A 23,287-nucleotide genomic window follows, 5' to 3' on the forward strand; every position below is an offset into this window, starting at 1 on the left:
TAAAAAAATACACTGTTTGTTATTGATAATGTAACTAGTTTTATAACATTAAAACTTAGCATTTAATCCTAAACGGAATGTTCTACCCGGTGCGGGCATGAAACTTTGTGCCAAAGGATCAAGATAGTAACGGTCAGTCAAGTTTTGAACTGACGCATTAAAACTTGCATGCTTATTTAACTTAAAGCTGGTGAAAATATCAACAACAGTCACCGGTTGGTAAATGATTTGCGGTGTAGTTGCCGAAGTTTGCCAAGGCTCAGTGATTTCCGCCGTTGGCCCAGATGTATAGCTAACGCGGCTGCCAATCACCCATTTTTCATCAAAAAAGCGCATACCGGTTAATAAATTAATTGCATATTTGGGTGGGTTTTGCGCATTAGTGTAAGCGCCCATAAAACCGCCCTTAGTGCAATTGGGTGTATTTTCTGTTTCTTGCCAAATATTAGCAGTTTTGCGCAAATAAGCGGCAAAATCAGCATCACATGTTTCAGTATTTAAATAATAAGTTGCCGATAAATCGCCAAAGAAACGACCACTATCATAATGCGACTGAAATTCTATACCACTAGTCTTATAATTATCTGCATTTCTAAAATACATCATGCCATTTGATTGCGGATCATAAAAACGAGTGATAAAATCCTTCACATTATTATTAAAATAAGTGATTTTTGCCGACGCCGTATCGCCGGTAGTAATAAAACTATTTATGGTTTTAGAAGCGCCAATTTCAAAGCTTTTTGACCGCTCGGGCTTTAATTGATCTGTTGGGCTAAGTTGATTAGTACCATAGGTCGTTTCAAAAAGTGAAGGTAAGCGCACGCCTTGTGTATAATTTGCATAAACAAATGTGTCGGGCACAATTTCATAATTAAAGCCAACGGATGGAGAAAATGCATTATCTTTTAAATGCAATGGCTTGCTAATTTCAAAACCAGTTACTGTTGGTGTTATACTGGGCCCATAAACATAGGTACTAGTTGCGCCATAATCATTATAGCGAATACCATCAAATGGATTATTGGTATCTTTAAAGACAATACCATTATTTAGACGCGGATCATTCGCATCGGTAAAATTGCCATTTTCGTCTGCGACCCAATACATGTAACCATAAGTTGACGCATTATTGACCTCTACCCAACTGCCGTAAAGATCTTCGGTAATTGCTTTAGAATAGCCATTTTTATCGCGCGAGCGATAAAAGCTAAAACGACCCGCGCCCCAAATTGATAATTGTTCAACCGGTTTATAATCAAGTTTTGCCGAAATATTGGTTTCTTCTCTCACACCATTTCGCAAAATACGATTTTGAAAAATATCATTTTGGGTAATAACGACGCCTTTTTGTGGTCTAATATCTTCATGCTGATAAGCGCCCGCCAAAGTTAGATCAAATTCGCCGATTTGGGTATTGAATTTTGATTCATTGGATATATCAACACCAATACGCTTATTTTCCATCCGAACCCAATTACGATCGGTCATAAATTTTTGCGATGCTGGCCCGTTAACACCATTTAACTGACTGCTTTTGGAGCCCGTCCACCATAAATTGGCCTTTAAATTAATTAAATCTGAATCAGGATTAAAATTATACCGTGCTGTTGCACTGTTGATAAGCATTGTTCCTTCGGGATATTGATAAATATTACCAGTACCAAAACGGAAAATATCAGATGGCATAATTTCGCCAAAACTGCCATCAAAACGGCGATAACTTAATTCTAATGTTTGATTATCACTAATATTAAAACCCGTTTTTAAAAGAAAGCTTTCGGTACTCACCGAAGTATTTAGAATTTCGTTGCCTTCTTCATAATTAGTGGCAACTGAAGCTTGTTCTGTTCCACTTTCACTGAACATCCGATACCTATCGCGGCCGTATTTACCAGCAAAATAATTTCCTTGTTCGCGCTTTGCGTAAGCCGTAACTATACTGAAATTGTCATTGGCATAAGCAAATGCAACACTACCAGATTTAGCCGCTGAATTAATAATACCATTACGCGATGTTTCGGGAGTTTGAGAGAGTTGGCTACTTGAAAAAATATTATCCGAACGATTGGGAATAGAAACACCGTTATTCCATAATTCACCCTTTAATCGAAAACCTATATTATTACCGGGTAAAATAATATCATCAGCTTTTAAAGTATTTATCTCAATTGTGCCACCAATAGCACTAGCCGTTGCAGGGTTAAACCCGGGGCCTTTCGTGATAATCATATCGCTAATAAGATCTTGATCAATATAACTACGCTGTTGTGTACCAGCATAGCCGCGATAAACATTTAATGCTTGTTGTGATCCATCAATGGTAATTGCAATACGACTCTGCCCTTGAATACCACGAATATTAACATCAAGAGCGCCACCATTTCGACTATCGCCAACTTGCACCCCTGGAATGCCTTTTAAACTATCGGCAACCGACACACTACCAAAGCGATCAAGGTCATCACCCGTCACATAAACCGTTGATTTTGGGGCAATAAACATATCAGCAGCACGGCTACCCCCCCTAATAATAACTGGACTTAAACTATTTTCGTCACTACTAATATTAGAAGCACTTTCTGATGCAGGGCTATTATAAAGGCTAATGGTGCGGGCATTAATAAAACGATATTGAATATTACTACCCGATAACATCGTGGCTAAAGCTTCATCAGCTGATTGTCGGCCATTTACCGCAACTGAATTTCCTTGGATAGCTCCCCCATTTTCATGAATAACTTGTATTCCTGTAAGATTGGTAAAACTACTTAACGCCGATAATAGCGGCTTTGATGGAATATTAAAATTATAAATATTTCCTTGCTGTGTCTGCTGCGCCAAAGCCGACGGGGCGAATGGCATGGTTGCCAATAAAGCAATTGTTGAAACCCCCGCTACCGATAAAAAAGTCTTAAAACTTGAAATCACGAACCTGTCCCTCTTCATGTTTCTATAAAACCATAAGTTTTTAACGCGCCAAAAATTTTATTTTTCGTGAACACTATCCCACATGTCTTCATTGCGGTTTAAAACCGCAATAATGTTAAAAAATTTTTGATATGTTAAAAATTCACCTAAATATCGCCATGCCTTTTGCTACTTTTCAGCGGCAAAACTGGTCATTCAATTAAGTAACGATTTGAGAGACAAAAAGCCGTAAAATTATTTTGAAATAAATAACAATAGATCTGAAACCTTATAGATTTTTAATCCCATAACGGTCTCAAAACTGTTAAAAATTGTCTGATTATCATTGGTTAAGAATATGCCAGTAACGGGTAAATCACCCAAGGATTGATCGGCAAATATGACCTTGGCTTTAGAATAACGCGAAATTTGATTAACCACATCCCGTAAAGGTTTTTGATTTACGATAATCATACCTTTACGCCAAGAAAGCGCGATATCAGGATCTATATTTTCCATTCGTTGAATATTTTTATTGGAAATATGCGCGGCATCATTTTTTTCTAACACCAATTGGTCATTATTATTGTTTTTAACCAATACCTTACCGCGCTCAACAATAACTTCAACATCATTGGAAATTTTTTCTGCAGTAAATACTGTGCCGAGAACTTCAATTTGTGCGTCAGCAGTTTTAACAATAAATGGTCTATTTTCATCTCTTGCAACATCAAACCAAACTCTGCCACGAATGAGTTCAATTTGACGAGTTTCATGCGAAAAATTGGTATTGATTGCACTGTCACTATCTAAATAAAGATGTGATCCATCAGCAAGTTCAATATTTTGAAATTTTCCAATTGCCGCGGAATATTGGGCAAAATGACGCTCAATCAAACCATTATCAAACCATAAAACAAGTGCAGCGAATAGACAACATAGACTAGCGGAAATAGCGCTCCATTTGAAAAAAAATTTAGCTGGGGCTTTTTTAATCGGTTTATACGCACCAGTTTTAGCTAAAACTGTAGCAGGCAGCGCTAAATCTTCCCAAAGTGCTAAAGTTTTATCATAAGCAATCTGATTATTTTTATTTTGATTAAGCCAAGCATTAAAAGCCTTTTTTGTATTTTTATCAATATTTTTCGCTTGCATGCGCGCAAACCAAGCTGATGCTTGTTCAATTTCTGTGTCAGTTAATCGCTGTTCTTGGTCGGTATTTTGCATATTGGCCAATATAGTTACTTCATTTGATAAAAATACAAATATTTAGTCATGCGATTGCTTCCATTTATGACAAAATGCAATAGCTGCGGCCATTTCTTTTTCAACCGTACTTTCTGAAATATCAAGCATTTTTGCAATTTTTTTATAAGATAGACCGTCAACCCTTGATAGAAGCAATATTTGCCCCCGTCGTTTTGGCATATTTTCAATAGCATTTAAAAATATGTTTAAGTTGTTTTTTGACGAAGTAATTATTTCAGGATTTATTGTTTCGCATTGTTCTTCAGTGGCTAAACTATCGTGAATATTTTGTATTTGTCTTTTTTGTTTACGAATTTGATCTATAGCAAGGGTTTTAATCGTTGCAAAAACCAAGCCTTTATCATTTTCAGATAAGTCACGATGAGATAATTTGACATAAGTATCTTGAACAACATCTTCAGCGTCTTGCGGGTTGCCCAATATTTTTGCAGCAAAACGCTTTAACCGCGAACGCTCCCTAATAAAAATATGTTCAAAAACCATACTCATAAAAAAATAATCTCTTTTTTAAAAGATGATTTTTTTAGTATAGTATTTTTATACTTGCAATAAGTAAATCATGCAGGCTTAAAAAATTTTATTTTATTATTTATTTTCAAATAATTAACGATAACGTGGCCTTAAAGCCATAATAGCTGCGGCCGTTTCTTCAATAGAGCGACGCGTAACATCAATAAGCGGCCAGTTTTGCCGGTTACAAATACGCCGCGCATAATTTAATTCTTCAGCAATTTCAATCCGATCAATATAGGCTTGGGTATTAATACCGCCATCAAGATCTCTGGCGCTGCGCACTGTTGCCACCCGATCAACCGATGCCACTAAACCAACAATCAAAGGATTTTTGGCCTTTAATAATTGTATTGGCACTTCAAATTGCGGAACCAAGGGAACATTGGCGGTTTTAATGCCACGATTAGCAAGATAAATACTGGTAGGTGTTTTTGACGTGCGTGAAATTCCAACAAGAATAATGTCTGCTTCATCAATGTTTTCAAGCATTTGACCATCATCATGCTCCATTGTGAAATTTAGTGCATCAATTCGGCGAAAATAATCGGCATTCAACACATGTTGCGCACTAGCGCGGCGCATTTTTACCTGCCCCAAATAGGATTGGAAGGTTGAAATAACTGGTTCCAAAACAGATGCACAAGGTACACCCAATTTTTGACAGGCTTTATTAATCTCATCGGCAATCGTTTCATCGACAACCGTATAAAGCACAATTCCAGGTTCTGCATCAATTTCACCCATCACATCACGCAGCTGCGACTCGCTACGAATGAGTGGATAAATATGCTCTATCGCCCTGTGGCTGGAATATTGGGCAGAAACTGCGCGCCCAGCAGACAATAAAGTTTCCCCTGTTGCGTCTGAAATCATATGAAGATGAAAGTAAGAAATTGATTTAGCCACAGAAAAATGCCCCTGCTGTTGATAAATGTTAGAGTCGAGGATGACTATGGTGGACTCCTTATTGTGCTGGGGATAACCAACAGTTTAATCCACAATAGCATTGCCTGTTTGAAAGCTTTTCCACTCCACAAATTTTACGTGGATAATAGTGCTATTTTCAAAAAAATGACACAAGATTTCCACATAAAGGCTGCTACGCTCAATATTTTGGATTCATAAGCTTTTTTTCATTTTTTTTTAGCTATATACACAGGCATGGATTATTTTGTACATATAGCCCTATTAAAAGTTCAAACTGTGCAAAAATGACTGGTTTTTGATAATCCACATTACTCACAGACTATAATAATAAGAATCCTCTTTTAAGAAAGATTCTTTATTTAAAAAATAAAAACGGAAAAAACCTGATGACAAAAAAATTGGTAAGCGTACTCAAAGGTGAAACATTCAGCGTACCACCTTTATGGATGATGCGTCAGGCAGGACGTTATCTTCCTGAATATAGAGAATTAAGAAAAAAAGCAGGTTCATTTCTAGATTTGTGTTACCAACCAGAACTTGCTGCAGAAGTAACTTTACAACCAATTGAACGTTTTCAATTTGATGCAGCTATTCTTTTTTCAGATATTTTAGTTGTTCCCCATGCTCTTGGTAGAAATTTAAGATTTGAGGAAGGACGTGGTCCTATTCTTGAACCAATTGATCTTAATGGCATTAAGGCTCTTGAAAAAAATGAAGCGCAGGCACGTTTAGCACCTTCTTTTGAAACGATTAGGCTTGTTAAACAAAAACTCAACGATCAAACTGCGCTTATTGGTTTTTGCGGAGCTCCTTTTACCGTTGCAACCTATATGATTGCGGGACATGGTACGCCAGATCAAGCACCTGCACGGCAATTTGGCTATCAAAATCCGCAAGAAATGCAAGAATTATTGATGATCCTTGCCGATGTTTCTGCCCAATATTTGATTAATCAAATTGCTGCTGGTGCTGATGTGGTGCAAATTTTTGACTCTTGGGCTGGAATTTTGGACGAGCAATCTTTTGAAGCATGGTGCGTAAAACCGATTTTATCGATGGTTGAAAAAATTAGAGCCGTTTATCCGGAAGTGCCAATCATTGGTTTTCCGCGTGGCGCAGGCGCACTTTATGAAAATTTTGCAGAAAAAACTGGGGTTTCGGCCCTAGGGCTTGATTGGAGTGTACCTTTGTCTTTTGCTAAAAAATTGCAAAAGACAACCGCTGTGCAAGGTAATCTTGATCCACTTCGTCTTGTTTGTGGTGGCAAAGCCCTTGATGATGGCGTTGATGCAATTTTAAAAACCCTTGGCAAAGGTCCATTGGTTTTCAATCTTGGCCATGGCATTACACCCAATACGCCAATTGTCCATGTTGAACAAATGATTGCCCGCATTCGCAATTTTAAGTCGTAAAATTAAAATATATTAAGATACTGATTTTAAATAGTATTTTTAAAAAAGCCGAGGATTTTTCCTTGGCTTTTTTGTTGTGGCGAATTGTCACGAATTATTTTTGCATATTTTCTAATTTCTTCGCTATAATCTCAAGAATTATTCTAGATTCCTTTGCGTTTTCAGCAATTTTTTAGAATTTATAAATCAATAAAGCTATGTGTATTTCAAAATTAGGCTAAAAAATGCAAAATGAAAAATCAGGCTCGATGAGCAAAACAACTATTTGGATAAGAGCAATTGTTTCATTACTTATTGTTATTATTGGTTTATTTCTTTTGCTAAAAATTGAAAGCCCAACCGCTCAGCTCTGGTTTAAGGCTGTCCACATTATCGCAGTTATTAGTTGGATGGCAGGAATGCTCTATTTGCCGCGTCTATTTGTCAATCATTGCCGCGTAAAAATTGGTTCTGAAACATCTGAAGTTTTTAAAGGCATGGAAAAGCGCCTTTTGCGCTATATCATCAATCCAGCGATGATTGTTACTTGGATTACTGGACTTTGGCTTGCTCTAACCATTGGTGCATTTCATGATGGTTGGTTCCATTTGAAATTTACGGCGGTTATTTTGCTTTCGGCATTTCACGGCGTTTTATCGCGTGGTGTCCGGCTTTTTGGCCAGGATAAGAATATTAAGTCTGAAAAAACCTGGCGAATTTTAAATGAAGTTCCAACAATTTTAATGATTATTATCGTTATTTCAGTAGTTGTACTACGTTATACTTTATAATTTTGTTTTGAAATTTATATATTAATATTACAAAAGTATAGTTTTAAAAACAATAAGACCGTCGTGGTGAGGGGAACCACAACGGTCTATCTGTGCACTTTAATAGTAGATTTCCGGAGAGGGGATCGGTTTCTACTATATCTGGAAATAAAGAAATAATCTTAAGATTCCAGATACCAACTTGATTGGTTGATAGGTATTATTTAATAATTCAAAAGTGGCATTTCAAAGGCATTTAAATTAATAATTCGTAACATTTTAGTGAGTAGGTTCGCTGGGATTTCTGGGTTGAAAAGTTTTAAGAATTTTTTAAAAAAATAAAAAAATATTTAAAATCAATGGGTTAAAAGTTATTTTAAAAATAGCTCAAGCGAATCGGTTTTTTTATGGCAGTTTTTAAGCTATGAAAGCGTTATAGCTTTAAAAATGCGCGTTGTAATTACTGTTTTCGGATATCATAATGGATAAAAATAGCCATCTTTTTCTCGTTGATGGGTCGGGATATATATTTCGCGCATTTCATGCGCTGCCGCCTTTGACGCGTAAAAGTGATGGTTTGCCAGTCGGTGCAGTTGCTGGTTTTTGCAATATGCTATGGAAATTAGTGCGTGACTCACGTGAAACATCGGTTGGCGATGCACCAACGCATTTTGCCGTAATTTTTGATTATTCATCGGCTACTTTTCGCAAGGAAATTTATCCAGAATATAAAGCTAATCGTTCAGCGCCACCTGAAGAGCTTATTCCACAATTTGGGTTAATTAGACAAGCAACGCAGGCATTTAATTTACCTTGCATTGAAAAGGAAGGTTTTGAAGCTGATGATATTATTGCAACTTATGCAAAACAAGCCAGTGACGTAGGTGCGCGAGTTACAATAGTATCTTCAGATAAGGATTTGATGCAGCTGGTTAATGACCATGTTGGTCTTTATGATGGCATGAAAGATCGCCATATTGATGTGTCGGCGGTTATTGAAAAATGGGGTGTTGGCCCCGAAAAAATGGTTGATTTGCAGGCACTGATGGGCGATTCAACTGATAATGTTCCCGGTATTCCCGGTATTGGGCCTAAGACTGCGGCGCAACTGATCGAACAATTTGGCAATCTTGATAATTTATTGGCAAAAGCCGATGAAATTCCTCAAAAAAAACGTCGAGAAAATATTATTGAATTTGCTGATCAAGCGCGTTTATCGCGAGAATTAGTAAAGTTATGCGATACTGTTCCGCTTGATATTGACCTTGATGGTTTGTTTTTAGAGGCAGAAAATGGTCCTAAACTCATTGCTTTTTTAAAAGCCTTAGAGATTAATACGCTAACCCGCCGTGTTGCTGAAGCCACTAATTGTGATGCAAGCGCCATAAGTCCTGCAACGCTTGATATTGAATGGGGCAATAAAGCGCATGGCCCTGATTTGGATGTTGATGAAACAGAGGGTAAAAATGCGGGGCAGGGCGATCTTTTTGGTGAACCAATTGCTAAAACGCCAGTTGAAACAATAATAAATGCAAATGGCGATCCCATTTTTAGTTTCGCGCAGTTGGCTGAAGAAAAGCGCCTTGAAGCAGCCTCATCAAAAATCATTTATGAAGATTATACGACAATTCGTGATGAAGCGATTTTGAAACAATGGTTAGATCAAGCGATAGATCAAGGTTTTATGGCTTTTGATACCGAGACAACAGCTCTTGATCCAATGGTAGCAGAGCTTGTTGGCTTTTCTATTGCGCTTGCACCCAATAAATCGGCTTATGTGCCGTTAAACCATATTAGTGGCAAAAAAGATCTTTTAAGCAGTGGAGTGGTTGAAAATCAGCTTGACCAAAATATTGCTTTGGCTTTGTTAAAACCAGTGCTTGAAGATAGCTCTGTTTTAAAAATTGCGCAAAATATGAAATATGACTGGCTGGTTATGCATCAACATGGCATTGATATTACCGCTTTTGATGACACAATGCTATTATCTTATGTACTTGATTCTGGTGCTTTTTCTCATGGTATGGATGCTTTGTCGGAGCGTTGGCTCGGCCATAAACCAATCAGCTACAAAGACGTTACTGGTAGTGGCAAAAGCTCTATTTCTTTTGCGGAAGTTGATATTGAAAAGGCGAGCCAATATGCGGCCGAAGATAGTGATATTACATTGCGCCTTTGGCAAGTTTTAAAAACGCAAGTTGATGCAAATGCTCTTGCCCGTGTGTATCAGCGTTTAGAGCAACCGCTTGTTACTGTTCTTGCCAAAATGGAAGAACGTGGCATATTGGTAGATAGGCAAATTCTGTCGCGGCTTTCTGGCGAATTTGCGCAAAAAGCTGCTGGAATTGAAGATGAAATCTATAAGCTTGCTGGTGAAAAATTCAATATTGGTTCGCCTAAACAATTGGGTGATATTCTTTTTGATAAAATGGGCTTGCCGGGCGGCGCTAAAACAAAAACCGGTCAATGGTCAACTTCGGTGCAAGTTTTAGATGAATTGGCTTTATCGGGCCATGAATTACCGAGCAAAATTGTTGAATGGCGGCAATTAAGCAAATTGCAATCTACCTATACTGACGCATTGCCCAATTTTATTAATAAAAAAACAGGGCGTGTTCACACAAATTATGCAATGGCAGCAACCTCAACTGGTCGGTTATCGTCATCAGAACCTAATTTGCAAAATATTCCAGTGCGTACTAAAGAAGGTCGACAAATTAGAACTGCATTTATTGCAGGGGAAGGCAATGTTTTGCTTTCTGCTGATTATAGCCAGATTGAACTGCGTGTTCTTGCCCATGTTGCTGATATTCCACAATTGAAAAAAGCTTTCGCTAATGGTTTGGATATCCATGCCATGACAGCGAGTGAAATGTTTGGTGTGCCTATTGATGGTATGCCTTCAGAAACAAGAAGACGCGCCAAAGCAATCAATTTTGGCATTATTTACGGCATATCGGCTTTTGGCTTGGCAAATCAGCTTGGCATTTCCCGTGAAGAAGCGTCACAATATATCAAAACTTATTTTGAGCGCTTTCCAGGTATTCGTGATTATATGGAAGATACTAAAGAATTTGCTCGTAATCACGGTTATGTCGAAGATATTTTTGGCCGCCGTGCTCATTTTCCAGAAATTAAATCGTCTAAGGCACAAATTAGGGCATTTAACGAGCGGGCTGCAATTAATGCGCCTATTCAAGGAGCTGCTGCTGATATTATCCGCCGTGCGATGATCCGCATGGATGATGCATTGCTCAATAATAACTTAAGTGCAAAAATGTTATTGCAAGTTCATGACGAATTGATTTTCGAATTGCCTATTGATGAAAGCGATAAGACGATTAAAGTCGTTAAAGATATAATGGAAAATGCCGCTATGCCTGCGGTTAATCTCTCTGTGCCATTACAGGTTGATGCTCGTACTGCCAAAAATTGGGATGAAGCGCATTAATTTCATTGTTAAGTTTTTGTAGCACTTTTGCTTCTAACTTTTATTGGTAGAATTACTAATTGATTAAACTTAGTTTTAGGGTCAGGACTTATTAATTTGAACGAAATGGTATGAGGAAATTTTTGTGAGAACAAGGCGAAGAGCTGCAGGAAATATGAATATTTTCAAGGCTCTTCAACAAAGTTATCGCGAAAATTTACCATATCCTGAAAGGACACAAAAACAGCTGTAATCTACAGCGTCGTAAAGTTCAACTGGGTATACCACCCACTTTTCGCTCTCCCCCTTTATATCAAAAATATATACTTTTGCTGTTTATTGTGCTTGTTTCTTTAAATTAACAGGTCTTGACCCTAAGCTCATTTAAAATATTTGCATTTCATTTTAAAGCCGAGATTAGATCCTTAACATCGCGATTATTGGTGCTGTGCTAACTTGTCACAGCAGCGATGATTGACAATATTTGGTATTAGGCGCAGGCTATAACTGAGTTTTCAATATTGAGATATCTTTACCAATTGGGCATTTCTAGTCCCTATGAACCCATAAATGCTCTGATTAATTCAGTGAAATGCATTTAAAAAAACAAATCGGTTCCTCTTTGCATAGTTAAATGTTGAAGTAGGGGTAATTATCTTGTCAGAAAAAACGATCAATTACAAAATTATCATATGGACCACCCTTATTGGCGGTTTTATGAGTTCGCTCGTCAAATGGGGATCTGAGGTTAACATGCCACCGCGCATGCCTGGTGAAGTTTCACCCCCAGGGGCTCATATTGATGCTTGGCTTGGTTGGCTTGGGGTAAATTCGCACTCGCTAAATTATATTTATCAAGGTAATAGCGTGCTTGGCGCAGTAACCCTTTATCATTGGTTATTTAGTTTTGCCTTTGCCTTTGTTTATGTTGTTTGGTCAATTTATTGGCCTACAATACGCTTATGGTATGGCGCATTATACGGTATTATTATTACTGTTGTCATGCATGGTTTCTTTATTCCGTTGCTTGGCTTTAGAAATCCTGTTTACGCCGATGGTTGTGTTGGTTGGTTATGGAATTTGAACCAGTATGAGCTTTGGAGCGAATTTTTAGGCCATATTTATTGGTCGGTTTCTATTGAAATTTGTATGATTGCCGTACTTGCTCATTTTTCACGACCAATTGCAGGGCGTTGGTGGCACTAATATTTGAGACTTTTAAAATGCTATAGGCTTGAGATTGTTATAGGTCTTAAGCCTTCACTGTCAATTTTACATTTTATAGCGTTACTTTTTGTGACGGCTAATATTTGCAGGTGTTAACAATTCTCCTTGCTTTTTTAGCCTTTTCCACCTATATAGTAGCCATCCCTCCTTTTTGTCTTCCATCATCATTTAATCTGCTATTTCTAGCGACATGTTGGCGACAAGTTTTTCCATTATTATTATATGAGATTTTTATGCAAGAAATGAAGCTTCAAGAACTGAAGAGCAAAACACCGGTGGAGTTGCTTGCACTCGCCGAAACGCTTGAGGTTGAAAACGCCAATGCTATGCGCAAACAAGAATTGATGTTTGCAATTTTGAAAAAATTGGCTTTACAAGATGTTGAAATTATTGGTGAAGGTGTTGTTGAAGTATTGCAAGATGGATTTGGTTTCTTGCGTTCAGCTGATGCTAATTATTTGCCAGGCCCTGACGATATTTATCTTTCACCATCGCAAATTCGTCGCTTTTCTTTAAAAACAGGTGATACGGTCGAAGGCCCAATTCGTGGCCCTAAAGAAGGTGAGCGTTATTTTGCCCTTCTTAAAATCAACCTTATTAACTTTGAAGATCCTGATAAAATCCGTCACAAGACCCATTTTGATAATTTAACGCCGCTTTATCCAAATGAGCGTTTACGGATGGAAACCGATAATCCAACCCAAAAGGATATGTCACCACGGGTGATAGATCTTGTTGCACCCTTGGGTAAGGGGCAGCGCGGTCTTATCGTTGCGCCTCCGCGTACTGGTAAAACCGTTCTTCTACAAAATATTGCCCATGCTATTACCGAAAACCATCCTGAATGCTATCTCATCGTGCTGTTGATTGATGAGCGTCCAGAAGAAGTGACGGATATGCAGCGCTCGGTTAAGGGGGAAGTTGTATCTTCAACTTTTGACGAACCTGCAACCCGTCACGTTCAAGTGGCTGAAATGGTCATTGAAAAGGCCAAGCGTTTGGTTGAACATGGCCGTGATGTGGTTATTCTTCTAGACTCGATTACGCGTCTTGGCCGCGCTTATAATACGGTTATTCCTTCATCAGGTAAGGTTTTGACCGGTGGTGTGGATGCAAATGCTTTACAAAGGCCAAAGCGCTTTTTTGGTGCAGCTCGTAATATTGAAGAAGGTGGCTCGCTCACGATTATTGCAACGGCACTTATTGATACTGGTAGCCGCATGGATGAAGTTATCTTTGAAGAATTTAAAGGTACTGGTAACTCAGAAATCGTGCTTGATCGTAAGGTTGCTGATAAGCGTATCTTCCCAGCAATGGATATTCTTAAATCTGGTACCCGTAAGGAAGACTTGCTTGTAACTCGTCAAGACCTTCAAAAAATCTTCGTTCTGCGCCGTATTCTTTCATCAATGGGCACTACCGATGCTATCGAATTTTTGATTGATAAGTTGAAGCAAACCAAAAATAACGACGAATTTTTTGATTCAATGAATACGTAATTTTAGAATTAATCTCATTAATAAACTCTAAAATGCCGACCTTTGGGTCGGCATTTTTATTGCATATATGGTTTGCCTTGTATTAATTTTTTAAACTATAATTTTTTTAGAGTATAATCTATTTAAGAATTTGATTTATAAAGCAGGGTTACTATTTGAAATTAAATGCTTGTAATATGTGAGCATAAATTTAACTAGCAGAATGAATTTGAATAAACATCGACACATATGTTTTGTGCAATAAGTCAGTATTGAGGTTTAATATGGAAACGATTTTCGCGCTATCAAGTGGTGCCTTACCTTCTGGTGTAGCGGTGATTAGGATTTCGGGTACTGAAACCAAAGCGGTTTTATCAGCGCTTTGTGAGGGCATATTAAAATCGCGCGTGATGCATTACCGTACACTAAAAGATGGGTGTGGTGATATTATTGATAATGGTTTGGTAGTATTCTTTAAAGGGCCGCAAAGCTTCACAGGTGAAGATTGTGCGGAACTCCATATCCATGGTGGACGTGCAGTGGTACAAAAACTATTGGATGTGCTTGGTGCGTTCCCCAATTGTCGACAAGCAGAAGCAGGGGAGTTTGCACGCCGTGCTTTTGCTGAAGGTAAGTTAGATCTAACTGAAGCAGAAGGCTTAGCCGATCTTATTGAAGCAGAAACTGAAAGCCAACGCAAATTGGCACTCATGGGTGCAAGTGGTGCCTTGGCAGAGCTTTATCGCAATTGGCGAAAGGAATTGATATTTTGCCGTGCTATGATCGAGGCAGAACTTGATTTTGCTGATGAGAGTGATGTCCCAGGTTCAGTATCTGATGAAGTCTGGCAAAGAGTGAGTGCTTTAAAGCAGTCTATAGAACAACATATTGAGGATGGTAAACGCGCAAATATTATGCGTGATGGTTTACGTATTGTTATTGCTGGTGCTCCTAATGCCGGCAAATCAAGTTTAATAAATCGCTTAGCTGGGCGTAAGGTTGCTATTGTTACTAATGAGGCTGGCACAACAAGAGATGCCTTAGAAGTACGCCTTGTGATTTCTGGTGTGCCTGTTTTGATTACCGACACTGCTGGCTTGCGTAAGACCGATAATCACATTGAAAGGGCTGGTATTGAAATTGCTGAAGAACATATTTTAAATGCTGATCTTGTGCTTATGCTCGAAGATATGCAAAATCCAATAGCGATTGAATTGCCAAAGACAGAGGCCAATATTTGGCATATAGGCAATAAGCTTGATTATGGAGCAGGGGAGGCAGCACGCTGGCCAATACAAATTTCAGCCGCAACGGGTGAGAATTGGCAAGAGTTTATTGATAGGCTAGAAGCCTTTTGTAGTGCGCGGGCTGGCGATGTAAGTAAGTTGGTTCCGGCACGAAAAAGGCAGATTAGCCTTTTGGTTAGTGGCATGCAAGAACTAGATTATTCGCTACAAAAACGTGATATTGACCTAGAGTTACGCGCTGAGCATTTACGTTTAGCAGCGAATGCAATTGGGCGAATTACTGGCGATGTTGATGTTGAAGATCTTTTGGATGTTATCTTTTCCGAATTTTGTATTGGCAAATAAAGGTCAAAGATCGCCTCATTATTCATAGGTGGAGCGAGGTCTACTTCGCTACGCAGATTGTTGTAGTGACCATAGGTATCAGCCATGATGGGCATTCTCCCTTCGTGACCTTAGTCGTCTCATCGCGATAGCTTTGCCGCCACCGCCTGCGGTTAGGTTTATAGCTGCATTAATACCTTATTAACCAAACTGATTTTTATGATGTTTCACGTGAAACATTTAAATATGTTTGAAGGCTGAGCATTATTTGTTTCACGTGAAACAATTTTTAAAGCAGATAAATTTGCTCAAATGATTTCATCAAAAAAGATTTCCACCGCTATTTTGCAGTAAATGACAGCATTTCAACGCGAATCTAAAGAAGCTTCTTTGCATTCACCAGATTATGCGGTAAAGACTAAATCAGATATTTATTAGATCAATGGCGTTTTGGTACATTATGATATGCCATTTGGTTTATCTTTAACCACTGTTCTATCTTTTTTTGCTATGCAGAATGCAAAGTTTGACCGACGCGAGGCCACGCGATGAATTGGCCAAGGTGAATATTATGTCAATGAATTATGATGTTATTGTTATTGGTGGAGGACATGCTGGTACGGAAGCTGCAGCAGCCTCAGCACGGCTTGGTGCAAAAACCGCTTTAGTAACATTTTCATTTGAAACAATAGGTGTTATGTCATGTAATCCGGCCATTGGTGGTTTGGGTAAAGGCCATTTGGTTCGTGAGATCGACGCACTAGATGGCATTATGGCGCGTGCCGCGGATCGTGGTGGAATTCAATTCCGTCTTTTAAATCGGCGTAAGGGACCAGCAGTTCGTGGCCCTCGCACCCAAGCTGATCGGAAATTATATCGGTTGGCCGTGCAAGATCTTATTGCACAACAAGAAAATCTTACAGTGGTAGCAGGGGAAGCAGTTGATATTTCAATTATTGACGGAGTTGTTAAAGGTGTAGTGCTTGCTGATGGGCAACAGCTTATCGCGCCATCAGTGGTGTTAACAACGGGAACTTTCTTGCGCGGGTTAATCCATATTGGTGATAAAAATTGGCCTGCTGGGCGTATGGGTGAAGCACCAGCTGTTAAGTTGGCAGAGCGCTTGAATGAACACGGTATTGTCCTTAGTCGCTTAAAGACCGGTACACCTGCCCGTTTAGACCGTGAAACAATCGAATGGGATAGATTGGACAAGCAGTCGCCAGACGATGTTTTGGTGCCATTTTCCAGCCTTACTGATAGCATTAAGACGCCGCAAATTGATTGCGCTATTACGCGCACCAATGAACGCACCCACGCTATTATCCGTGAAAATATTCATCGCTCTGCAATGTATTCCGGTGCTATAGAGGGAATTGGTCCGCGTTACTGTCCATCTATTGAGGATAAAATTGTAAAATTTGGTGACCGTGATGGCCATCAAATCTTTTTGGAGCCTGAGGGTTTAGATGATAATACAGTCTATCCTAATGGTATTTCAACTTCACTTCCTGAAGACGCACAAGATGCGCTCATTCATTCGATTGATGGTTTGCATAATGTTCGCATTTTACAACCTGGTTATGCAATTGAATATGATTTTGTTGATCCCCGACAACTCCATCGGTCATTACAATTAAAAGCAGTGACTGGTCTATATCTCGCAGGCCAAATCAATGGTACTACGGGATATGAAGAAGCAGGGGCTCAAGGCTTAATAGCTGGGTTAAATGCGGCGCGTTTTGCTGCAGGGCAAGAGCCTATTATCATGCAGCGCAGCGACTCCTACATAGGCGTGATGATTGATGATCTCGTGTCGCGCGGCGTCAGTGAGCCTTACCGCATGTTTACATCGCGGGCTGAATTCCGCTTGTCTTTGCGTGCTGATAATGCCGATGAGCGTTTGACACCATTTGCTATTGATTTAGGTCTTTGCGGGGCGGAACGTATTGCAGCCTATCAGGATCGCCAAACCAAGTTGGATGGGTTGCGAACACTTTTAAAGTCAGTTAACCTCACGCCCAATGAGGCCGCCCAACATGGCTTACAGATTAATCGTGATGGGCAACGGCGCACAGCCTATGATCTGTTGTCTTATAATGATATTTCCATTGCTAGTCTTACCAATATTTGGCCAGAACTTAATGGCGTAGATGCTAAAACAATTGAGTTGATGGAGATAGAAGCGCAATACGCTGTTTATATGGAACGCCAAGAGCAAGACATGGCTGCATTGCGTCGCGATGAAAAGCTTTATATTCCTGAGGATCTTGATCTCAATTCGATATCTGGCTTATCAAATGAGTTGAAGATTAAGATCGCGGCTCGTGCACCACGTACAATTGCAGAAGCGCAGCGTATTGATGGTATTACACCTGCCGCTTTATCTTTAATTATTACCCATATTCAAAGGCAGCGCCGCAGCCAAAAGGATGTAGCGTAATGGTTGATAAATTTGATCAATTGAAAGAAATTCTACCAGATGTTTCACGTGAAACATTTGATAGTTTATTGGCTTTTGAAGAACTGATTCTAAAATGGCAAGCCAAGATTAATTTGGTGGCCAATAACGCAATTAGTGAACTTTGGCAGCGCCATATACTAGATAGTGTTCAGCTTTATCAATATGGTCTAGGCGCTCATCATTGGTTTGATATTGGATCTGGCGGTGGTTTTCCGGGTATCATTATTGCAATATTGATGAAACAGCAAGGGCAGGGCTATATCTGTCTTATCGAGAGCAATAGTAAAAAATGCGCATTTTTAAATAGCGCAATTGCGCAGCTTGATCTGCCAGCCAAGGTATATAATGATCGCGTAGAAAAGTGTTGCCTAGGTCAGCAATCACCAGATATTATTTCGGCGCGCGCTCTTGCTTCGCTGACTGATTTATTTGGACTATGTCAAAACTGGCTTAGTAACCCTAGGACTTATGCTCTTTTTCAAAAGGGTAAAAATTATAAGGATGAGATCTTGGAAGCGCAGCTTTTATGGTCTTTCGATGTTGAGATTTTCCAAAGTGTAATCGATAAAGATTCAGTTGTTTTGAAAATCTCCAATCTTTTTCCGCTAACAAAGGAAGCGTAACATGAGTGATCAGGTACGTATTATTGCAATAGCTAACCAAAAGGGTGGCGTTGGTAAAACAACCACAGCGATTAACCTTGCTACTGCTTTGGCTGCTATCGGCGAAAAAGTCTTAGTATTGGACATTGATCCACAAGGCAATGCGAGTACTGGACTTGGTATTGACCGCAATAACCGTCGCTTGTCGTCTTATGATGTGGTGATAGAAGGTGTTTCTGTCGTTGATGCAGCACTTGCTACCGATGTTCCAAACCTATCTATCGTGCCATCGACCCTCGATTTGCTAGGGGTGGAAATGGAGATTGCCGCGCGCGCTGATCGCTCTCATCGCTTGCGTTTAGCTTTACGTGATGATCCAAGGGTTAAGCATAAGTTTTCCTATATTTTGATTGATTGTCCACCATCTTTCAATCTACTAACTCTAAATGCCATGGGCGCTTCGGATTCTGTCCTCGTACCACTGCAATGCGAGTTTTTGGCATTGGAAGGTTTAAGCCAGTTGTTAGAAACAATTAAGCAGGTGCGCTCCAGTCTCAATCCACATCTTACCATTCAAGGTATTGTCCTTACCATGTATGATGGGCGTAATAATCTTGCTAATCAAGTGGTGGAAGACGTACGTTCCTTTATGGGTGAAAAGGTATATCGGACTGTCATTCCTCGTAATGTTCGTGTATCTGAGGCACCTAGTTTTGGTAAGCCAGCACTGCTTTATGATTTGAAATGTGCGGGTAGCCAAGCTTATTTGCAATTGGCTTCTGAAGTTATTCAACGGGAACGGCGTTTGCGTTATGAAAATGCATAAAAGGTAATATTGGTTATTTAGGTGGAAAATGTTTTGCCTTTATATTTATCGTAATTACTTGGCGCACTATTTTTGAAGTTTAGTTAAACTTGCGGAAAAACGGAATTGATATGAGTGAAGATAAATCAAAAAAGAGATTAGGGCGTGGGCTTGCTGCGCTAATTGGCGATATTGAAGCCCCGCAGGTTTCGCCCGAAGTAGTGGTCACACAAATAGCATCCGAAAAGCAAGTGCCCATTGAATTGGTATCGCGCAATCCCCGTAATCCACGCCGGACATTTCTTGAAGCCGAGTTGGATGACCTTGCACAATCTATTCGTGAACATGGTATTGTGCAGCCGCTGGTTGTTCGTCCATTAGGCGGCGATTATTTTGAATTGATTGCCGGTGAACGGCGCTGGCGAGCTGCACAGCGTGCTGGCCTTGTCAGAGTGCCAGTTATCGTGCGTGATGTTGATGATCGCACTGCTTTAGAGCTGGCTATTATTGAAAATGTTCAGCGCAGTGATCTTAATCCAGTGGAAGAAGCTCTGGGTTATCAGCAACTGATTGACGAACATGATTATACTCAAGCAGACCTTGCCCAAGTGATTGGTAAAAGCCGCAGCCATGTTGCCAATACTTTGCGGCTTTTAAAATTGCCGCCTGAAGTGCAACAAATGGTTAATGATGGGTTACTTTCAGCTGGGCATGCACGTTGCCTCATTACTGCATCTGATCCATTGAGCCTTGCACAAAAGATCATTGCTGAAGGCTTATCAGTGCGTCAAGCGGAGGCATTGGCAGCAAAAGGCCCAGAAGAAGAAAAGCCAGCTAAAATACCGGTTGAAAAAGATGCTGACACAAAGGCATTAGAGCGGCGTATAGGTGATTGTCTTGGTCTTAAGGTTGATATTAAATATAATAAGAAAGGTGGAGATATCCGTATTTCTTATAAAACGCTTGAGCAGCTCGATGATCTTTGTCAACGATTGGGCGCACAAATAGCATAATATTTAATAAGTTAAAAGTTTAGGCCTGGCAGATAACTGATCTGTCGGGCTTCATATGTCCACTTAATAACCTGCGTGCTATAAACGACCACTTATTCGATTGCTGAGTTTATGGTATGGATAGTTTATTGATCCGCACTCAAGGGATTGGTCCACCAAATATGTCTTGTGTATTTTGGTCCGCCTCATATTGTGGATAGCGCTTCAATATCTCCATAGCTAATATTTGTCTATTTTTACCTTCTTCTTTACCACGCTGTTTATATGCCGAGATATAAACCATTGCGTCGACAATATCATTCATTTGAATATGGTCTAAATATCCTTTGTCAATGAGCTTAGTGAATTCATCGCAACCAGTTATTGTTAGACCTAACTGCCCAAGGAGATTTATGCCGCTATCATTGCGAGCCTAGATATTGGCAGCAGCTTCCACTAAATTGTGAACACCATCATAATCTTGCATAAGAGCAACTATCATCACTAATGGGCTAATATTAACATCGCCACCATGTTTTACGTAAATTTCAATTAGTTTGGTTCTGTATATATGATTTGTAGCTGTGTAATTTCCGCCAAATGGGGCCAAAGCACTAATAAATACCATTTCAGCCATAGAAAAATCACCGCTATTGCTGATAAGTAAGTCAATTACTTAAACGTTATGTTGTGACAAGGCATGAAAAAGCAATGTAGTGTTACTGCCATAACGTTGATTTATTCCATTGGGTAGAAGCGCCGGCAGATCATTTTGGTTTATTGGTTGTTCGCGTTCTATTTTTTGCGCCAAATGATAGACGGGCCCACCATAATTACGAAACAGACGATCTGATCGCGGTGTTTACAGTTTTATCATAGTCAATAGCAATTTGATGACGTCTTTGCGGCCCTAAATGACTTTTTATCACTAGGTCGATAATGATCAAAAATTTGCTGATAACCAATGTGATTTAAATTAAGCCTGATGTCACATTGGTTATAGCCCAAGTTTTTAGTTACAGCATCATTGAATTTTAATTCAATTGACCAGTCTTTGGATTAAATTTATCCAAAATATTAATCACGATCCAAAGGCAAAATAGTTGGATTGACGTATAAATAAAAGTTACAGCTGCCATGTGAATGATGGTTGATAAGATATCTAGTGCACTTATTACCGCATTTTGGTAATAACCAGAAAATGGAAAAACTTGCCAAATTGTCATGACCAAGTTAACCAAAGCAGCCAAATAAATAAAGTTTTTATATGACAATTGATTTTTATAATTTAGAATAAAGATAACTGCCAAACCGATAAATATAACACTCATATCACTTAATGTGTCAATGAGAATGATAATTGAAAAATCCTGAATACGCATATAACGGATCTGATTAAAAGCTGTGTTCGTTAGCATTTGGATTGCAAAGCTAAAACAGGCATTGACAATAATAAATAGAAAGAAAAATATTGCATAATAAACAAAATCTGCTTTTTCTTTATCAATAATAAATAATTTTTTAAAATCCTTATCAAATAGCCATTTCAAAATAATTATCACCGCAATCGTCGCCATAAATACATTACGCTGACATTTCAGAAAAAATGACATTGGGGTTTCAACCATGTCTAAAGTCATAGTGTCTAACAGAGTTGTAACGTGGAATAGTCCTAACTTGGCAATGACTAAAATTAAAACGAATTGAATAATAAAGCCGATGATGATGTATGTTATTTTAACCAATTTAAATTTTTTGAAAGATAGTGCAGCCGAGCCGGAAATAAAAGCTATCGCCACTACTAAGGCTCCTATGGTTTCTATCACTTCCCTAAGGCCATCAGTGCCACCTCTATAATAATAATAAAACAATGTCGAAAAATCATTAAAAATTATGATCAAAAGCATAAGTATTAATGCTGTTAAAAATACACTGAAACTATTTAATGACTTTTGCATAGTTATCCCTTTTAATTAGTTAATTATAGCTAATAATAATCTTAATTATTATACAAAGTTTTAAAATAATAAATCACCGATGTCATTATATATTAATTTTAAAATATGTATCAGTGTTAGAACAGTGAAGTAAATCTTTAAATTGAAATATTTTATAGGTAAAGATTTTATTTCTTTACCTTATAATTCTTATAAAAAATATTGGTAAATATACAATTTGACTGAAACATAGGCGCCAATCAAAGGTAACCTATTTAAAAAACAAAAATAGTTGCAAATGTGCATAAAAAAACGGAGCACATGTGGGCGCTCCGTTTTATAAAACTAAAATTGCCTTAAAAATTATTTGCCAGCAGCTTTTGCGCGTTCAATGGCTTGAACAACCAGTTCACGGGCGAAATCTTCATCGCGCCAGCCACCAATCTTTACCCATTTACCTGGTTCAAGATCTTTATAATGCTCAAAGAAATGCTCAATCTGCTTCAAAAAGATTTCTGGCAGATCGGAATAATCATGTACATCAACATAGCGTTGGGTCATTTTGGGAGTTGGAACAGCAATAATTTTTTCATCCTTGCCGCCATCATCTTCCATGATAAGAGCGCCAATTGGGCGAACATTGATGACACAGCCGGGAACTAAAGGCCGTGTATTGCACACAAGCACATCAATTGGATCTCCATCTTCTGACAAAGTATGTGGTACAAAACCATAATTGCCTGGATAGGTCATTGGCGTATAAAGGAAACGGTCAACAAAAAGTGCACCTGACTCTTTGTCCATTTCATATTTTATTGGTTGGCCACCAACTGGCACCTCGATGATAACATTTACATCTTCAGGAGGATTTTTACCAATAGAGATAGCATCAATCTTCATCTCATTGCCCTTTCATTTTAATCAGGGATAACCGGAACGGCGTATATTGTTTATAAAATGTGTTTTGAACCAAGAAAAACGCTTTTGCAAGAAAATATTTT

18 protein-coding genes are annotated in these 23,287 nt (G+C 38.8%); 10 read left to right on the forward strand and 8 right to left on the reverse strand.

The window, feature by feature from the left end:
• Nucleotides 1–48 precede the first annotated feature (48 nt).
• The 4 genes from N5852_RS00975 to N5852_RS00990 all read right to left on the reverse strand — a co-directional run bounded on the left by N5852_RS00975 (nucleotide 49) and on the right by N5852_RS00990 (nucleotide 5,598).
• Nucleotides 49–2,931: a TonB-dependent receptor gene (locus tag N5852_RS00975; protein ID WP_262098515.1), complete on the reverse strand. Its 2,883-nt coding sequence runs from the start codon at nucleotides 2,929–2,931 to the stop codon at nucleotides 49–51.
• A gap of 234 nt (nucleotides 2,932–3,165) precedes the next feature.
• Entirely contained in the window at nucleotides 3,166–4,137 is a 972-nt protein-coding gene (locus tag N5852_RS00980; RefSeq protein ID WP_262099793.1) for a FecR family protein, read from the reverse strand.
• Between the two features lie 42 nt (nucleotides 4,138–4,179).
• Nucleotides 4,180–4,668 carry an RNA polymerase sigma factor gene (locus tag N5852_RS00985; RefSeq protein ID WP_262098516.1) on the reverse strand — a complete coding sequence of 163 codons (489 nt, stop codon included), beginning with the start codon at nucleotides 4,666–4,668 and terminating at the stop codon, nucleotides 4,180–4,182.
• 114 nt (nucleotides 4,669–4,782) lie between these two features.
• On the reverse strand, nucleotides 4,783–5,598 hold the full coding sequence (locus tag N5852_RS00990) for a pyruvate, water dikinase regulatory protein (RefSeq protein ID WP_262098518.1): 816 nt from the start codon (nucleotides 5,596–5,598) through the stop codon (nucleotides 4,783–4,785).
• A gap of 407 nt (nucleotides 5,599–6,005) precedes the next feature.
• On the opposite strand from N5852_RS00990, the gene hemE reads away from it, so the two are divergent.
• From hemE to N5852_RS01040, 10 genes are all read left to right on the forward strand, one after another.
• Nucleotides 6,006–7,031 carry a uroporphyrinogen decarboxylase gene (hemE, locus tag N5852_RS00995; protein ID WP_262098519.1) on the forward strand — a complete coding sequence of 342 codons (1,026 nt, stop codon included), beginning with the start codon at nucleotides 6,006–6,008 and terminating at the stop codon, nucleotides 7,029–7,031.
• Nucleotides 7,032–7,255: 224 nt separating this feature from the next.
• A complete protein-coding gene (gene hemJ / locus N5852_RS01000; protein ID WP_262098520.1) occupies nucleotides 7,256–7,801 on the forward strand; it encodes a protoporphyrinogen oxidase HemJ in 546 nt (181 codons plus the stop codon).
• 460 nt (nucleotides 7,802–8,261) lie between these two features.
• Entirely contained in the window at nucleotides 8,262–11,231 is a 2,970-nt protein-coding gene (gene polA, locus N5852_RS01005) for a DNA polymerase I (RefSeq protein WP_262098521.1), read from the forward strand.
• A 636-nt stretch (nucleotides 11,232–11,867) separates the two neighbouring features.
• Nucleotides 11,868–12,416, forward strand: coding sequence for a YagU family protein (locus N5852_RS01010; protein WP_262098522.1), 549 nt, complete (start codon nucleotides 11,868–11,870; stop codon nucleotides 12,414–12,416).
• Between the two features lie 254 nt (nucleotides 12,417–12,670).
• Complete coding sequence (gene rho, locus N5852_RS01015) at nucleotides 12,671–13,936, forward strand: transcription termination factor Rho (RefSeq protein WP_182418116.1); 1,266 nt, start codon at nucleotides 12,671–12,673, stop codon at nucleotides 13,934–13,936.
• Between the two features lie 263 nt (nucleotides 13,937–14,199).
• Entirely contained in the window at nucleotides 14,200–15,507 is a 1,308-nt protein-coding gene (gene mnmE / locus N5852_RS01020) for a tRNA uridine-5-carboxymethylaminomethyl(34) synthesis GTPase MnmE (RefSeq protein WP_262098524.1), read from the forward strand.
• 550 nt (nucleotides 15,508–16,057) lie between these two features.
• Nucleotides 16,058–17,929 carry a tRNA uridine-5-carboxymethylaminomethyl(34) synthesis enzyme MnmG gene (mnmG, locus tag N5852_RS01025; RefSeq protein WP_262098525.1) on the forward strand — a complete coding sequence of 624 codons (1,872 nt, stop codon included), beginning with the start codon at nucleotides 16,058–16,060 and terminating at the stop codon, nucleotides 17,927–17,929.
• Entirely contained in the window at nucleotides 17,929–18,573 is a 645-nt protein-coding gene (rsmG, locus tag N5852_RS01030) for a 16S rRNA (guanine(527)-N(7))-methyltransferase RsmG (RefSeq protein ID WP_262098526.1), read from the forward strand. The genes mnmG and rsmG overlap by 1 nt, the downstream gene beginning before the upstream one ends.
• Before the next feature lies 1 nt (nucleotide 18,574).
• Nucleotides 18,575–19,378, forward strand: coding sequence for a ParA family protein (locus tag N5852_RS01035; RefSeq protein ID WP_262098528.1), 804 nt, complete (start codon nucleotides 18,575–18,577; stop codon nucleotides 19,376–19,378).
• 110 nt (nucleotides 19,379–19,488) lie between these two features.
• Nucleotides 19,489–20,370 (forward strand): ParB/RepB/Spo0J family partition protein, encoded by an 882-nt coding sequence (locus N5852_RS01040; protein ID WP_262098529.1) that lies wholly within the window; start codon nucleotides 19,489–19,491, stop codon nucleotides 20,368–20,370.
• Nucleotides 20,371–20,509: 139 nt separating this feature from the next.
• Here N5852_RS01040 and N5852_RS01045 read toward each other — a convergent pair whose 3' ends face one another.
• The 4 genes from N5852_RS01045 to ppa form a co-directional block, all read right to left on the reverse strand.
• Nucleotides 20,510–20,674, reverse strand: a complete 165-nt coding sequence (locus tag N5852_RS01045; RefSeq protein WP_262098530.1) for a hypothetical protein — start codon at nucleotides 20,672–20,674, stop codon at nucleotides 20,510–20,512.
• A gap of 108 nt (nucleotides 20,675–20,782) precedes the next feature.
• Nucleotides 20,783–20,986, reverse strand: a complete 204-nt coding sequence (locus N5852_RS01050; protein WP_262098531.1) for a hypothetical protein — start codon at nucleotides 20,984–20,986, stop codon at nucleotides 20,783–20,785.
• Nucleotides 20,987–21,383: 397 nt separating this feature from the next.
• Entirely contained in the window at nucleotides 21,384–22,307 is a 924-nt protein-coding gene (locus tag N5852_RS01055) for a hypothetical protein (protein WP_262098533.1), read from the reverse strand.
• Nucleotides 22,308–22,649: 342 nt separating this feature from the next.
• A complete protein-coding gene (gene ppa / locus N5852_RS01060; protein WP_262098534.1) occupies nucleotides 22,650–23,186 on the reverse strand; it encodes an inorganic diphosphatase in 537 nt (178 codons plus the stop codon).
• Nucleotides 23,187–23,287 lie beyond the last annotated feature (101 nt).

Source organism: Bartonella sp. HY328 (genome assembly GCF_025449335.1).
GTDB lineage: Bacteria > Pseudomonadota > Alphaproteobacteria > Rhizobiales > Rhizobiaceae > HY038.

Bases quoted from the DNA above. Each gene is read 5' to 3' on its own strand.
- N5852_RS00980 (WP_262099793.1), bottom strand. From the start codon at position 4,137: ATGCAAAATACCGACCAAGAACAGCGATTAACTGACACAGAAATTGAA.
- N5852_RS00985 (WP_262098516.1), bottom strand. From the start codon at position 4,668: ATGAGTATGGTTTTTGAACATATTTTTATTAGGGAGCGTTCGCGGTTA.
- hemE (WP_262098519.1), top strand. From the start codon at position 6,006: ATGACAAAAAAATTGGTAAGCGTACTCAAAGGTGAAACATTCAGCGTA.
- hemJ (WP_262098520.1), top strand. From the start codon at position 7,256: ATGCAAAATGAAAAATCAGGCTCGATGAGCAAAACAACTATTTGGATA.
- polA (WP_262098521.1), top strand. From the start codon at position 8,262: ATGGATAAAAATAGCCATCTTTTTCTCGTTGATGGGTCGGGATATATA.
- rho (WP_182418116.1), top strand. From the start codon at position 12,671: ATGCAAGAAATGAAGCTTCAAGAACTGAAGAGCAAAACACCGGTGGAG.
- mnmE (WP_262098524.1), top strand. From the start codon at position 14,200: ATGGAAACGATTTTCGCGCTATCAAGTGGTGCCTTACCTTCTGGTGTA.
- mnmG (WP_262098525.1), top strand. From the start codon at position 16,058: ATGTCAATGAATTATGATGTTATTGTTATTGGTGGAGGACATGCTGGT.
- rsmG (WP_262098526.1), top strand. From the start codon at position 17,929: ATGGTTGATAAATTTGATCAATTGAAAGAAATTCTACCAGATGTTTCA.
- N5852_RS01035 (WP_262098528.1), top strand. From the start codon at position 18,575: ATGAGTGATCAGGTACGTATTATTGCAATAGCTAACCAAAAGGGTGGC.
- N5852_RS01040 (WP_262098529.1), top strand. From the start codon at position 19,489: ATGAGTGAAGATAAATCAAAAAAGAGATTAGGGCGTGGGCTTGCTGCG.
- N5852_RS01045 (WP_262098530.1), bottom strand. From the start codon at position 20,674: ATGAATGATATTGTCGACGCAATGGTTTATATCTCGGCATATAAACAG.
- N5852_RS01050 (WP_262098531.1), bottom strand. From the start codon at position 20,986: ATGGCTGAAATGGTATTTATTAGTGCTTTGGCCCCATTTGGCGGAAAT.
- N5852_RS01055 (WP_262098533.1), bottom strand. From the start codon at position 22,307: ATGCAAAAGTCATTAAATAGTTTCAGTGTATTTTTAACAGCATTAATA.
- ppa (WP_262098534.1), bottom strand. From the start codon at position 23,186: ATGAAGATTGATGCTATCTCTATTGGTAAAAATCCTCCTGAAGATGTA.